A 13,590-nucleotide genomic window follows, 5' to 3' on the forward strand; every position below is an offset into this window, starting at 1 on the left:
GAATCCCGTCTATGTCCGCGCGATCATGCCCCCCGATACCAGTCCTGGATGTTATCGGTCCGGTTGGCCCAGCCCGAGACGACCGGCTGCAGCGCGGTGGCGCAAGCATCCACTGTCAGGCGGTGCATCACCGGGATGAACACGATGTCCTGCCACAGCATGTCGTTGCACTTGATGTAGAGCGCTGCGCGCTTGACCGGGTCGATCTCGGTCTCCGCCGCCTCGATCGCGGCGTCGTAGTCCTTGTTGACCCAGCGCGGGAAGTTCTGCCCCTGCCATTTGTTGTCTTTGCTGGCGACCTGACTCGAGATGTAGCGCTTCATGTGCAGGGCAGGATCGGGCTGCGTCATCGGGATCTGGAACTCCTCGATGTCGGTGTAGAACTTCGAATAGGTGTCGGGATTGGCGACGTCGGAGGAGAAGAACACCGAGGCGACGACCGATTTCAGCTCGACGTCGATGCCCGCCTTCTGGCAGGCCTGCTTGACGATCGCCTGTGTCTTCTGACGCGGACCGTTGATCGAGGTCTGGTAGACGAACTTCAGCTTCTTGCCGTCCTTCTCGCGGATGCCGTCGGCACCGGCCTTCCATCCGGCCTTCTCGAGCAGCGCGATCGCCTTCTCGACGCTGAACTCCCATTTGGTGTTCTTGGACACGAAGTCCTCGGGACCATTGAGGTAGTTCGAGGTGGTGCGACCGGCGCGGCCGTAGATCGCCTTTTTCACGGATTCGCGGTCGACGAGCAAAGCGAGCGCCTGACGCACCGCGAGGTCCGACAGGATCGGATGCTTGGTCTTTATCGAGGACCGTTCCCCATCGACCTCGGTGTTCGGATCGGTGAAGTTGATTGCAATGAACTCGATGTCGCCGCCCACGGCATAGGTGGTCTTGCCCTTGCCACCCTTCTCGAGACGCAGCAGCACTTCGTCCTCAACCTGCATGTTCCAGGCGAAATCGAATTCGCCGGTCTGGATCACCGCTCGCGCCGCGGAGACGGCATCGCCGCCCCCCTTCATCTCGATGGTGTCGAAATGCGGACGGTTGGGCATGTGGTAGTCGGGATTGAGCTCACCGCGGATCAGGTCGCCCGGCTTGAACTCGACGAATTTGTAGGGGCCGGTGCCGACCGGGGCCAGGTTGGTCGGCGCTTCGCGGGACTTCGAACCCTTGTAGTCCGCAAACAGATGTTTCGGGATGATGCATCCATAGGCGCCGACGAACGCATTGGCCCAGAACGGCGTCGGCTTGTTGAACACAAGCCGGATGGTGAGGTCATCGACCTTTTCGACCGTCATGTCGGCATAGGTACTGATGGAGACGGCCGCCGTGGCGGGATCGCTGGCATAGGCCCAGGTAAAGACGAGATCGTCGGCCGTCAGGGGTTTGCCGTCGTGCCATTTGACACCGGGCTTGATCTTCCAGGTCACCGACTTGCCGTCAGCGGTAAGGCCGCCATTCTTGATCGACGGGATCTCGGCGGCGAGGATCGGATTGAGGTGGCCGTCGACGTCCCAGCTGGCGAGCGGCTCATAGAACAGACGCGAGCCGTCCTGATCCTTGGTGCCGGTGGCGAAGTGCGGATTGAGCAGGGTCGGTCCCTGCCACCACAGCAGCTTGAGCGGGCCACCGCCGCCGCGCTTGGTCGGCGGATAGGGCGACGGGCTCTGGGCCATGGCAACGCCGCCGATGGCGAGGATCTGGTTCGCCATGGGGGCAGTGAGACCGACGGCGGCCAGGCGCTGAATGAAGGCGCGGCGATCCATCCGCCCGTCCTTCACGTCACCGATCATCGAACGCAGTTCTTTGTCCAGCATGGTTATCCCCCGTCTGGTTCCCATATGCTTGCGGGCGGCCGCGGAACGGCCGCCTGGTTTTGGCTGGCGGTAGATGGCACACCGAATAGGCCGCACGTCAACTGCAGCCGTGTGTGTGCAAACGATGTTCTGGCTGTCGGTTGGGCAAAACTTCATTCCGCAGCCCAACGGTTCGGCATTCCAGCGTCAAAATCCGCTGGAAACCTCGTTGCACTGCGAAAAATTTGTTCGCGAGATCAGACGAAGTATCGAGATTGAATTCTACGCGACGGACATATTGAGCGGCGGCGCGACATGGTCCGGCAGCGGGCAGACATAAGGCGTCTTGGCCGTCCGCTTCGTCAGATCGACCTTCGCAGCCTTGATCAGTTCCGGTTCGGTCAACGCCTTGATGCCGAGGCCGGCCATGGCCTTGGCCGCCTGGACCATGGCCTTGTGCGCGTGGGGGCTCTTGCCCTGCGCCACCACCTGCCAGGTGTGGAACGGCGTGCCGATTGCAACCGTTGGTGCGTGAACCTGCACGGTCGGCACCACCCAACTGACGTCGCCCACGTCGGTCGAGCCGACCAGCGGGTTGCGCTTGGCATCCAGCGGCACCAGGAAGTCGGCCAGCGGCCGATCGGTCGGCTCCATGCCGATCGCGTAATAGACCGACGCGATGTCCTTGTCGGTCAGCGTCGCGCGGATCTGGCTGGCAAAGCCCTTGTCGGTGTCGTCGAAATGCGGCGGTCCGAGCTCCTCCATGACCCGATGCAGCGCCTGTTCCAGCGGCGTGTTCGGCAGGATGTTGGAGACCGCAGAGATGATCTTCATCTCGACCTTGGTCTCGGTCATCAAGGCCGCGCCCTCTGCGATCTTGCTGACGCGCCCGACCAGCTCGTTCATACCGGGAAGGTCCCGGGCGCGAATGGAATAGCGCACGCGGGCGTGAGCCTGCACCACGTTGGGCGCAATGCCGCCGGTGTCCAGCAGCGCGTAATGCACGCGCGCATCGCTCGGCATGTGCTCGCGCATGTAGTTCACGCCGACATTCATCAGCTCGACCGCGTCGAGCGCGGAACGGCCGAGATGGGGCGAAGCCGCCGCATGCGAGGTGCGGCCGGTGAAGATGAAGTCGGCGCGGGTGTTGGCGAGCGACGGCGTCACCGCGACTTCCCAGAAACTATGCGGATGCCACGTTATGGCGATATCGGCGTCCTCGAACGCGCCCGAGCGCACCATGAACGCTTTGGCTGCGCCGCCTTCTTCCGCCGGGCAACCGTAATAGCGCACGCGGCCTGGCACCTTGTTTTCGGCGAGCCAGTCCTTGACCGCGGTCGCGGCGAGCAGCGCGGCGGAGCCGAGCAGATTGTGACCGCAACCATGGCCGTGACCGCCGGTTTCGACCGGACGGTGTTCGGCAACGCCCGCCTCCTGGCTGAGGCCCGGCAGCGCATCGTATTCACCCATGAAGGCGATGACCGGGCCGCCCTCGCCCCATTCCCCCATCACCGCCGTCGGAATGCCCGCCACCTTCTCGGTGATGCGGAAACCCTGGTGGCGCAGCTCAGCGAGATGCTCGGCGCAGGAGCGCGCTTCGGTGTAGCAGACCTCGGGCATGCCCCAGACCTTGTCGCTGAGGTCGATGAAGCGTCCCTTGATCGTGTCGATGCCACGCCAGATGTCGCTGCGATTGTCCATGGTTCTGTCCGTGATCTCTTGGCCAACGAAGCGGCAATGGTTAGCAGCTTCATTGCACCCCGCCTAGCGTCTCGCGGGACGGCAGCCATGCGACCGGTGCCGGAAGAGGCAACCACCGAGCGAATTTGGGCGAACAATTTCTGTCATCCTCCGAAATCGCGTCACGACATCCGGAATAGTTGCGGTCAAGTCTTTCAAGATGGCCTCCTCCGGCCTAAATTATGCTTGCTTCGCGCGTTGTTCCGCAGCCTCGGCGGAGCAATGCTCTCAGCCAGGAGAACTCCATGACCGTTCTGACCGAATGGAGAGTGCCGCCGGCCAATCAGCCGCGTGCGAGCGACTACGGCTTCGATCTTGACCGTGCGCTCGCTTCCGTCGTCGGCCTCCACGCCATCATCCCGCCAGACGCCTTCAGCGCGGAAACGCTCGGCACCGAGCGCGCTGGCAATGGCGTCGTGATCGACGACGGACTCGTGCTCACGATCGGCTATCTCATCACCGAGGCGGAATCCGTCTGGCTTCATCGCGGCGACGGACACGTGGTGGAGGGACATGTGCTCGGCTTCGACGCCGTCACCGGCTTCGGCCTGGTGCAGGCGCTCGGACGGCTCGACATCGAGCCGCTGCCGCTCGGCTCCTCGGCGGACGTCAGGCTCGGCGACCGCGTCGTGGTCGGCGGCGCCGGAGGGCGGACGCGCTCGGTCGCGAGCCAGATCGTCGCCAAGCAGGAATTCGCCGGATATTGGGAGTATCTGCTCGACGAGGCCTTGTTCACCTATCCCGCTCATCCGAATTGGGGCGGCACGGGATTGATCAACGAGCGCGGCGAATTGATCGGCATCGGCTCGCTCCAGCTCGATCGTGAGCGCGAGGGCAAGGCCGAGCACGTCAACATGGTCGTGCCGATCGACCTGTTGAAACCGATCCTCGACGACCTGCGCAAGTTTGGCCGCGTCAACAAGCCAGCGCGGCCATGGCTCGGGCTCTATTCGACCGAAATCGACAACCGCGTCGTGGTGATCGGGATCTCCGCCAATGGTCCGGCTGCTCGCGCCGAGCTCAAGACCGGTGACGTGATCCTGGCCGTGGATGGCGAGAAGGTCACGAGCCAGACGAGCTTCTACAAGAAGATGTGGGCGCTCGGCCCTGCCGGCGTCGACGTGCCTCTCACCGTGCATCATCAGGGCAGCGCGCATCATGAGGGCGTCACCTTCGACGTCACGGTGACGTCGACTGATCGCTTCAAGCTTCTGAAGGCGCCGAAGCTGCACTAGTCCAGCCAAAGGAAGCAGCAATGACCGAGGCCGTCGTTGACGACATCGTGGCCGTGCTGCCGCCGCTGCTCAACGCGCTGGAAGCGCTCGGCTACTTCGCCCGGCATTTGCATCCGCCGGCCTTCGGCTCGGTCATGAACGCCATCGGCGCGCCCGACGATGCGCTGCAGGGCGCGCGCGCTGCGATTGGAGAATGGCCGGAGCAGTTTGCCGGACTTCGCGAGCGGCTCGATCTGGCCTGCAACGAGACGCTATCAGCCTTTGCCGGCATCCGCGACGTCGAGCGCGGCAATGGCGATCTCGTCTCTGTCTTCCGCGCGCTGCGCCACCTGCCGCGCGCGCAAGAGGCGCTTTATCCGCTGTCGGCGCAATTCCCGCCAGTGAGCAATTTCTTCCTCAACACCGCCAAGCGCGAGAATGAGGAGCTGCTATCCCGGCTGGAGGTCGGCGCGAGCGAGCGCACCGGCATCTTGCATGATCACAACGAGCCCGGCAGCCGTGGCGGCTTCTCGGTCTATGTGCCCGAATATTACACGCCGGATCGCGCTTGGCCGCTGGTGATGGCGCTGCATGGCGGCAGCGGCAATGGTCGCGGCTTCCTGTGGAGCTGGCTGCGCGATGCGCGCAGCTTGGGCGCCATCCTGGTGGCGCCGACGGCGACGGGGCAGACCTGGGCGCTGATGGGCGATGACACCGACACGCCCAACCTGATGCGCATTCTCGAGACCGTACGCGGCCGCTGGACCATCGACGCCTCACGCATGTTGCTGTCAGGCATGAGCGACGGCGGCACCTTCTGCTATGTCAGCGGGCTTGATGGCGCCTCGCCCTTCACCCATCTCGCGCCGGTGTCGGCGACTTTCCATCCGCTGATGGCGGAGATGGCCGACGCTACGCGGCTTCAGGGCCTGCCTGTCTTTATCACTCACGGAAAGCTCGACTGGATGTTTCCGGTGCAGACCGCGCGGCAAACCCAAGCGGCCCTCGCGGCCGTGGGCGCCAAGGTCACCTACCGTGAGATCGATGATCTCAGTCACACCTATCCGCGGGAGATCAACACGGAGCTGCTGCAATGGCTGAACGGGGCGTGAACGAGGCGTCCTTACCCGCGCCCTACTCTCGCGGAACCATTCACTCCGGGCCGACGTTATCCGCCCGACACACCGGAGGGTTCTCCATGCAGACTTTTTTCGGAATGATCCTGGGCGCGCTGCTGCTTGCTTGCAGCGTCTATGTCTATGATTCCATGCAGACGTCGTCAGTCGCCAATGGCGAGGTCGCGATCACCAATCGCACCATCGTGAACTGGGACGTTGCGAAGGCCGATTGGGACCTGCTGCGCGATCGCGCGCACAAGGACTGGGTCAAGATCTCGTCGAAGTAATTCTATCAACCTGATATGAACAAGGCGCCGTCGCGGATCCGCGGCGGCGCCTTTGTCTTGGCTGCGACCAGCACGGCGATATTCAGTTCATCTTGGCCTTGCGGGCGTCGGCGATGACCTGCTCGAATTCGTTCATGCTGAGCACGCCGGGGACGCGATACTTGCCGACGATGAAGGACGGCGTGCCGTTGAAGCCGAAAGCTTCGGCCTGCTCGTTGTTGCGCTTGAGGATCGCGTCGATGTCCTTGGCGTGCGCGGTGAGGTCCCCCTTGAGACGATCCATGTCGACGCCGACCGAGGCGAGCAGCTCGTTGATGCGCGATTCGGTCAGGCGCGAGCTGACGCCCATCATGGCGTCATGGGCCTTGTGATACTTGTCCTGGTATTTCGCGGCGAGTGCGATACGGGCGGCCGTCACCGAGACCGACCCGAGGATCGGCCAGTCCTTCAAAACCAGCCTGACCTTGCCGTCGTCCTGGACGACCTGGCGCAGCTCCGGCTCGAGCTTGCGGCAATAGGGGCAATTGTAGTCGGACCATTCGATGATGCTGATGTTGCCATCGGGATTGCCGGCAACGGGAACATCGGGATCGCGCAGCACCTTGGCTTCGGTCAGCACCTCCTCATCACCGGTGGCCGCGCGTGCCAAGGTCATCCCGCCAGCCGCAAGGGCGCCCGCGCCCATCAGCGTCAGCGCCGTTCGGCGCGTCGGCATAAGTCCCCTATTCCGATATCCAGCCATATCTTGTCCCGTTTCGGTCCCATTGCAGCAAATACGCGTCAGGACCGGGAGTTGTTACAGACTATATAGAGTGTCGCGGAGGCGATGTCATCGCAGCAGCAGAGTCACCACCAAAGGGACCAGGAACGAGGTCACCAGAGCGTTCAGGCTCATGGCGATACCGGAGAACACTCCGGCGATCTCGTCGACCTGGAACGCGCGGGCCGTCCCGATGCCGTGCGCGGCAAGTCCGGCGGCAAAGCCGCGGGCGCGAAAATCGGTCACACCGGTACGATTCATCAGCGGCGTGACGATAATGGCACCCATGATCCCCGTGAGGATCACCGCAACCGCCGTCAGTGATGGGTCCGCATGCAGGGATTCCGCGATGCCCATGGCAACGCCCGCCGTGACCGATTTCGGCGCCAGCGACAGCACCACATCGCGCGGCAGGCCAGCGAGCTCCGCCAGCAGCACGACAGACACCACGGCCGTGACCGAGCCCGCCACCAGCGCCACCAGCATCGGCACGATGGATGAGACCACGCGCCTGCGGTTCTCGTAGAGGGGCACGGCGAGCGCGACGGTGGCGGGCCCGAGCAGGAAGTGCACGAACTGCGCGCCGGCGAAATAGGTGGTGTAGGAGGTGCCCGTTACGAGCAGGAACGCTCCGATGATCCACATTGCATGCAGCACGGGATTGGCGAATGGATGGCGCCGCGTCGCCAGCGACACGGCATCCGTGGTGGCATAGACCAGCAGCGTCACCGTCAGCCAGAGCAGCGGTGATTGCGACAGATAGACCCAGAGCGAGAACGGATTGTCCTTCATGGGACGTCCTGCTGTCGCAACAGACGGCTGACCAGGCGGAAGGTCAGGACGGTCACCAGCAAAGTCACGACCACCGAGGCTGCAAGGATCAGAATGATGGCAACGCCATGAGAGGCGAGCAGATCGAGCTTTTGCACGACGCCGACGGCGGCGGGCACGAACAGCAGCGACAGGTGCGCCAGCAGCCCCTTGCTCGCGGTCTCCACGTCGTCGTTCCGCAATGGCCCACGCGCGAGCAGTGCAAACCGGTCGCGGGCGAGCAGCAGGATCAGAAGCAGGAGCAGGCCGAGCACAGGCCCAGGCAGCGGCAGGCCGAGGCCGCGGACCACGGCTTCGCCGATCAATTGGCAGAGCAGGATGAGGCTGAGACTCGCGAGCATGACGCATCAAGGGATGCGCTGCAGGGCTTGTCAATTGCCGCTAGGCGTGGGATGGGCGCGGCTCGTGCGAAGCGGTTGCGCGGGGCAGCATTGCCATCAGCGTGCCGGTCATGGTCGCGATCAGTGTGGTCTTGCCCTCGTGTTCGGCAAAAGCCTTGGCTTCGCAGAAGGTAAGTGTACGGCCGGGCTTGACGACCTCGGCCTTGAAGACAAAGCGTTCGCCGCGGGCCGGCGCGAGCAGCGTGGTCTTGAACTCGACCGTGAGGATATCGGCCTCTGATGGCATCAGCGTGAAGGCGGCGACGCCGCAGGCATTGTCGAGCCCGGCGGTGATGATGCCGGCATGGACAAAGCCGTTCTGCTGCGTGAAGGTGGCCGAATGCAGCATGGCGAGCTCGACCTCGCCTGGCGCGAGGCGGACGATCACGATGCCGAGCGTGTGCATCGCCGGCTGCCGCTCGAACATCGCGATGGCCGCCGCGCGATAGCCGGGGTTTTTCGGCTCGAACGCAGCCATGGCTCAGGCCTCGACCGGTTCGACAAGATGTCTCAGAGCGAGCTCGCGGATCACAGCCTCGAATGGCACCGATTTGCGCTGGCTGCGGTCCATGTGCACACCGATGATCTCGCAAGTTGCGGCGAGTTCGCCGGTCTCGGCATTGGTCAAGTCGTGCCGAAAGCGGATCGACTTGTCGCGAACTTCGAGTAGATGGCTGCGGATCTCGACGATGTCGCCGGCGAGCAACTCGCGCTTGTAGGTGATGTTCTGCTGCACCGCTGCCATGCCGCGGCCGGAGATGCGCAGATAGCTCGGCGTCAGCCCGAGCCGGGCGAACAGATTCCAATTGGCCTCGTCGAACTTGCCGACATACCACATGATGTTCATGTGGCCGACATGATCGCAGTGCCAGGGATAGACCGTGCCGCGGTAGGTTGCCTCCTGCTCCATCGTCATTCCCCGCCCTTGCCGTGTCTTGATTTTGATACGCTAGCGTATCAAGCGCCGAACGCGTTAGCAATACGGCACCGTATCAAGAACCGGTGAGGGCTTCATTAATGAACGACGGCAAGGGCGACGTCTGGGTCGAGGCAGGATTCAAGGAGCTTGCCCGTGCAGGCGTCGAGGGTGTCAGGGTCGAGGTGCTCGCCAAGAATCTCGGCGTCACCAAAGGCGGCTTCTACCGCCGCTTCGCCGACCGCGCCGCGCTGCTGGAGGCCATGCTGGTGCACTGGCGCGAGGGCCGCTCGGCCTCGATCGCGCAGCAGACCAGCCTTGACGGCGAAGCACCCCGCGAGCGGCTGAAGGCGGTGATCCAGCTCTACTCCGAGCGGCTCAATCCGGAAGGCATGGCGATCGAGCTCGCGATCAGGCAGTGGGCGCGTTCAGACGAGAGCGCCGCGGCGGCGGTCGCAAGTGTCGATGCGGCGCGGCTGAAGCACGTCGCCGAACTCTATCGCGCGACCGGCCTTGAAGCCGAAGAAGCTGAAGCACAGGCCTTCCTGTTCTACTGCTTCATCTTCGGCCAGAGCCTGTTGTTCGTCGAGCGCGGCCCACGCAAGCGATCGCAGCTCGTGGCGAAGTCGGCCGAAAAACTGCTGGACTGAAACAAGAGGCCGGAGTCTGGCTCCGGCCTCGACGTGATCTCGAAGCCTCAGGCGGCGCCTTTCAGCTTCTTGTTGCATTCGCTGTAATAGCCGCCGCCCTTTGCGATCCACTTCATGCCGCCATTGCCGTTGGTGGTCTTGTTGGCATTGTACTGGTCGACACAGGTGTGAAGGCGGGCCTTGCCGGCGGTCTCCTTGGCGTATTTCGGATCGACGGCGTTCGGGAAGATCGCGGGACCGGCCGGCAGGGTCGGCGCCGGAGCAGCCGCGGGCGCAGCTTCCTTCTTCGCCGTCGTTGTCGCCGCCGGGGCGGACGGAGGTGCGGCGGGGGCAGCTGCGGTCGGCGCAGCCGCAGGCGTCGCGTCGGCGCCGCACTGGGCCTTGCGGAAATCATTCCACTTCATGGTGCCGAGCGAGCCGTCCTTTTTGGCGGCTTGATACTTCGCGCTGCACTCCTGCGCGGTCAATGCCCGGGCCGGCGCACTCGCCACCAGCGCGGCAACGCCCGTTACCGCAATGGCACACAACAATTTCGCTTGAATGGTCATCCTTGGTCTCCCTCAGGGAAGCAAAACGAGGATTGCTATCCTAGCGTGTCGGCGACTTCGGACAAGAAAGCGATGGTGGTTGAGGCCAAAATATAGTGGCCGCTCCGGTCGTGTTATTCATGTGGCGTTCAGCAACGCGGGTCGACGTTCGCGGCCTCCGCAACTCTCGCAAGAAGAGCCACATCATGACCCTCGCCTCCCGCCTTGCCGTCGTCGCGATCGCCTCCCTGTTCGCCACCGGCACCGCCTTCGCCCAGACCGCGGCGCCGGCTGCCAAGTCCGATATGAAGACCGATGCTGCTACCACCACTGACAAGAAGGCGCCAAAGGAGCACTCGGCCGAGTCGCTGGAATGCTCCAAGCAGGCGGATGCCAAGGGCCTGCATGGCAAGGAGCGCAAGAAATTCCGCTCCGAATGCATCAAGACTGCGAAGGCCGGTGGCGCTGCCACGCCAGCGCCGGCCGCTGACAAGAAGTAATTCCGTCACAATCCTCGCCTCGCCTTTGGCGAGAGGCGCACGCATTGCGGCATGACGAGCCTGCAATTGTGCCCCTCTCGCCGATTTGCGATAAGGCGGCGTGAAGCAAATCACCGCCTCCCTTCCGTTCGAATGGCCGAGCCGCGCCAAGGTTTTAGGCACCGCGGAGACACTTATCATCGGCGCGGCCGGTGGATTGATGTTCCTTGCCCTGGGCTTGCCGGGCGGGTTGATCTCGGGATCGATGATCGCGGTCGGAATCGCCGCGATTGCCGGACGTCAGCTCTCGGTCCCCCCGCTCCTGACCCAGACCGTGCTGGTACTGCTCGGAATTTCGCTGGGCTCGGTCGTATCGCGCCATCTGATCCAGCAGGTCAGCGCCTATCCGCTGACCATCGGGCTTCTGGCGCTCGCCACCTTCTGTTCGACCTTCGGCTCCAGCTATTACCTTCAGCGCGTCCATGGCTGGGACCGCACCTCGGCCTTCCTGGCCGGCAGCCCCGGTGCGCTCTCGCAGATCACCATCCTGGCGGTTGAGCGCGGGGCCGATTTGCCTGGTATCGCGGTGGTGCAGACCATGCGCGTGATCATCCTGACGGCGGCGCTGCCGATGGTGCTGGCTATTGCGGGCGTCGCCCCCTCCGTCTCGCCATCTCTGACGACCGCGATCGCCTCGCCGCTCGATCTTCTGGAACTGGTTGCCGCTTCGCTGGCGGCGTCACTCGTGCTGCGGCTGATGAAATTTCCGGCGAGCTGGATGTTCGGCGCCATGATCGCCTCCAGCGTGCTGCACGGCGCGGGTTGGGTCGACGGCGGCCTGCCGAACTGGGTGCGCGGCGTGTCGCTGGTCGGCATCGGCGCGCTGATCGGCAGCCGCTTTGCCCGGATGCGCATCAAGACGCTGGCCGGCCACATCAACGCCGCGCTCGGCTCGTTTGCCGTAGCCATCGCTGTCTCCGCCATCTTCGTCGGCATCGTCGCACTCACCACGCAGGTGAAATTCTCGGACGTCGTCGTCGCCTACGCGCCCGGCGCGATGGACGCGATGCTGGCACTGGCGCTGACGTTGCACATCGATCCGATCTTCGTCGGCGCCCATCACCTGTCGCGCTTCGTGTTCGTGACAATTGCGACGCCTGGCATCGTGCACCTGTTCGGCCGCACGCAGGACGACGTGGACGATTAGCCGCCCTCCGCAGCCGCTGGTCCCTCCAGCGCGGCAATTTCCGCCTCGAGCTCTGCAATCCGCTGATCCCTCGCGGCTAGCGCCGCTGCCACATCCGGGGCGTCGAACTTTTGCGGAATGTGCTGGGGGCAGTTGGTGTCCCAGGCCGCGATCTTGAAGAGAATCACCTGCTCGGGCCGGGCGCGATAGCCCTTCGGCATCAGCGCATCCGTCAGCGCATCGTCATCCTCGACAACGCGCGCCTCGCCCCAGATCTTCACGCGACGGCGATGGGCATAGTCCATCACGAAAATGTAGGCCTTGGGGTTCTCGGAGAGATTTCCTTGAGTCAGATATTGCTGATTGCCGGCATAGTCGGCGAAAGCAAGCGTCTGCTTGTCCAGCACCTTCAGAAATCCCTTCGGACCGCCGCGATGCTGGATATAGGGCTGGCCGTCCGCCGATGCCGTGGCAAAGTAGAAGCTGTTGGCCTCAGCGAGGAAGGCCTCGATGTTCTCGTCGACCTCGGTGCGCCAGCCGCGCTGCTCGACGCGGCCATAGGCTTCGCGCGAGCCCTTGCGTGCCTGGATCGCCTTCACGGCGGGAGTGAAGGCGACATCGCTGGCATAGGTATGAACTGTGGTCATCGGAATATCTCCTGAAAATTCCGGCGCATGTCTGCGTCTTTCACGACCCAAGATGGACCTTCTGCCGTCTAAAACAATCAGGCGGCTTGACACTTCATCATTGCGATATATGCAATAATGTCCATGGACCGCCTCGATGCCATGCGCGTTTTCATCACGGTCGCCGATCTGCGCGGCTTTGCGCCGGCGGCGCGCAAGCTAAGGCTATCGCCTTCGGCGGTGACGCGGCTGATCGCAGCGCTGGAGGAGCATCTTGGCGCGCGGCTGTTGCAGCGGACCACGCGACAGGTGCGGCTCACGGATGTCGGCAGGCGCTATCTGGAGCGCGCCCGGCGGATCCTCGCCGACGTCGAGGAGGCCGACGGCGCGGCGCGGGAAGAGCGCAACCGGCCGAGCGGGCGGCTGGTGGTCTCGGCCCCGGTGGGTTTCGGCCGGCTCCATGTCGGGCCTGTCATGACCGACTATCTCAAGCGCTATCCCGAGGTGGCGGCCGAGCTCAGGCTGTCGGACAATCTCGTCAACCTTGTCGAGGACGCCGTCGATGCCGCGGTGCGGATCGGTCATCTTGCCGATTCCTCGCTGGTCGCGCGTCAGGTCGGCGAGATGCGGCGGATCACGGTGGCAACGCCAGGCTATCTCAAGCGCCACGGCGAGCCGAGGACGCCACAGGCGCTGTCTGAGCACCAGACGATCCAATTTGGTCCGTCCGCGAGCTGGCAGTTCATGCAGGACGGCCGGGGCATCGAGGTGACGCCATCTCCGCGCTTCATCAGCAACAGTGCCGACGCCGCCCTGCAATATGCCGAAGCCGGCGGCGGCATCACGCGCGTGCTGGCCTATCAGGCCGCCGAGGGCCTGAAGCGCGGACGCCTGAAGGTCCTGCTGGCGAAATTCGAGCAGCCGGCGTTGCCGATCCACATCGTCTACCCGACCTCGCGGCTGCTCTCGGCCAAAGTGCGGGCGTTCATCGATCTCGTGGTGGAGACGACGCAGTGGAAGTTTGGGTGAAGTCGTCATTCCGGGGCTCGCGAAGCGAGCACCCGGAATCTCGAGATTCCGGGT

The 13,590-nt window shown here is 63.9% G+C and carries 16 protein-coding genes; 7 read left to right on the forward strand and 9 right to left on the reverse strand.

Annotation, left to right across the window (positions count from 1 at the left end; all coding sequences use genetic code 11):
- Nucleotides 1-23: 23 nt before the first annotated feature.
- Together XH98_RS08100 and XH98_RS08105 are read right to left on the reverse strand one after the other, a co-directional pair.
- On the reverse strand, nt 24-1,814 hold the full coding sequence (locus XH98_RS08100; protein ID WP_271618313.1) for a peptide ABC transporter substrate-binding protein: 1,791 nt from the start codon (nt 1,812-1,814) through the stop codon (nt 24-26).
- Nucleotides 1,815-2,075: 261 nt separating this feature from the next.
- Nucleotides 2,076-3,494 (reverse strand): M20 family metallopeptidase, encoded by a 1,419-nt coding sequence (locus XH98_RS08105; protein ID WP_271599042.1) that lies wholly within the window; start codon nt 3,492-3,494, stop codon nt 2,076-2,078.
- Between the two features lie 284 nt (nt 3,495-3,778).
- On the opposite strand from XH98_RS08105, the gene XH98_RS08110 reads away from it, so the two are divergent.
- The 3 genes from XH98_RS08110 to XH98_RS08120 all read left to right on the forward strand — a co-directional run bounded on the left by XH98_RS08110 (nt 3,779) and on the right by XH98_RS08120 (nt 6,152).
- The gene (locus XH98_RS08110; protein ID WP_271618314.1) at nt 3,779-4,768 is read left to right on the forward strand and encodes a S1C family serine protease; all 990 of its coding nucleotides are present in this window, start codon (nt 3,779-3,781) and stop codon (nt 4,766-4,768) included.
- Between the two features lie 20 nt (nt 4,769-4,788).
- Nucleotides 4,789-5,859 (forward strand): phospholipase, encoded by a 1,071-nt coding sequence (locus XH98_RS08115; protein WP_271618315.1) that lies wholly within the window; start codon nt 4,789-4,791, stop codon nt 5,857-5,859.
- 86 nt (nt 5,860-5,945) lie between these two features.
- Entirely contained in the window at nt 5,946-6,152 is a 207-nt protein-coding gene (locus XH98_RS08120) for a hypothetical protein (RefSeq protein ID WP_057746439.1), read from the forward strand.
- Nucleotides 6,153-6,234: 82 nt separating this feature from the next.
- Here XH98_RS08120 and XH98_RS08125 read toward each other — a convergent pair whose 3' ends face one another.
- From XH98_RS08125 to XH98_RS08145, 5 genes are all read right to left on the reverse strand, one after another.
- Entirely contained in the window at nt 6,235-6,894 is a 660-nt protein-coding gene (locus XH98_RS08125) for a DsbA family protein (RefSeq protein ID WP_271599046.1), read from the reverse strand.
- A gap of 87 nt (nt 6,895-6,981) precedes the next feature.
- Nucleotides 6,982-7,704, reverse strand: a complete 723-nt coding sequence (locus XH98_RS08130) for an LrgB family protein (protein ID WP_271599047.1) — start codon at nt 7,702-7,704, stop codon at nt 6,982-6,984.
- Complete coding sequence (locus XH98_RS08135; RefSeq protein WP_271599048.1) at nt 7,701-8,084, reverse strand: CidA/LrgA family protein; 384 nt, start codon at nt 8,082-8,084, stop codon at nt 7,701-7,703. Before XH98_RS08135 ends, XH98_RS08130 begins: the two co-directional genes overlap by 4 nt.
- A gap of 40 nt (nt 8,085-8,124) precedes the next feature.
- On the reverse strand, nt 8,125-8,601 hold the full coding sequence (locus XH98_RS08140; protein ID WP_271618316.1) for a PaaI family thioesterase: 477 nt from the start codon (nt 8,599-8,601) through the stop codon (nt 8,125-8,127).
- 3 nt (nt 8,602-8,604) lie between these two features.
- Nucleotides 8,605-9,033, reverse strand: coding sequence for an acyl-CoA thioesterase (locus tag XH98_RS08145; RefSeq protein ID WP_220006074.1), 429 nt, complete (start codon nt 9,031-9,033; stop codon nt 8,605-8,607).
- 107 nt (nt 9,034-9,140) lie between these two features.
- Between XH98_RS08145 and XH98_RS08150 the strand changes: the two genes are divergently transcribed.
- Nucleotides 9,141-9,689 carry a TetR/AcrR family transcriptional regulator gene (locus tag XH98_RS08150; protein WP_271618317.1) on the forward strand — a complete coding sequence of 183 codons (549 nt, stop codon included), beginning with the start codon at nt 9,141-9,143 and terminating at the stop codon, nt 9,687-9,689.
- Between the two features lie 47 nt (nt 9,690-9,736).
- Here XH98_RS08150 and XH98_RS08155 read toward each other — a convergent pair whose 3' ends face one another.
- Nucleotides 9,737-10,237: a hypothetical protein gene (locus XH98_RS08155; RefSeq protein ID WP_057746418.1), complete on the reverse strand. Its 501-nt coding sequence runs from the start codon at nt 10,235-10,237 to the stop codon at nt 9,737-9,739.
- 185 nt (nt 10,238-10,422) lie between these two features.
- On the opposite strand from XH98_RS08155, the gene XH98_RS08160 reads away from it, so the two are divergent.
- Together XH98_RS08160 and XH98_RS08165 are read left to right on the forward strand one after the other, a co-directional pair.
- Nucleotides 10,423-10,716, forward strand: a complete 294-nt coding sequence (locus tag XH98_RS08160; protein ID WP_057746872.1) for a PsiF family protein — start codon at nt 10,423-10,425, stop codon at nt 10,714-10,716.
- Between the two features lie 100 nt (nt 10,717-10,816).
- Complete coding sequence (locus XH98_RS08165; protein ID WP_271599051.1) at nt 10,817-11,902, forward strand: AbrB family transcriptional regulator; 1,086 nt, start codon at nt 10,817-10,819, stop codon at nt 11,900-11,902.
- Here the strand turns inward: XH98_RS08165 and XH98_RS08170 are convergent.
- A complete protein-coding gene (locus XH98_RS08170; protein WP_271618318.1) occupies nt 11,899-12,528 on the reverse strand; it encodes a pyridoxamine 5'-phosphate oxidase family protein in 630 nt (209 codons plus the stop codon). The two genes, XH98_RS08165 and XH98_RS08170, sit on opposite strands and share 4 nt — an antisense overlap.
- Before the next feature lie 123 nt (nt 12,529-12,651).
- Here XH98_RS08170 and XH98_RS08175 point away from each other — a divergent pair, with 123 nt between their 5' ends.
- The gene (locus XH98_RS08175) at nt 12,652-13,536 is read left to right on the forward strand and encodes a LysR family transcriptional regulator (protein WP_271618560.1); all 885 of its coding nucleotides are present in this window, start codon (nt 12,652-12,654) and stop codon (nt 13,534-13,536) included.
- The last annotated feature ends 54 nt before the right edge of the window (nt 13,537-13,590 follow it).

The sequence above is a fragment of the Bradyrhizobium sp. CCBAU 51745 genome (assembly GCF_028128715.1).
Lineage (GTDB): Bacteria > Pseudomonadota > Alphaproteobacteria > Rhizobiales > Xanthobacteraceae > Bradyrhizobium > Bradyrhizobium manausense.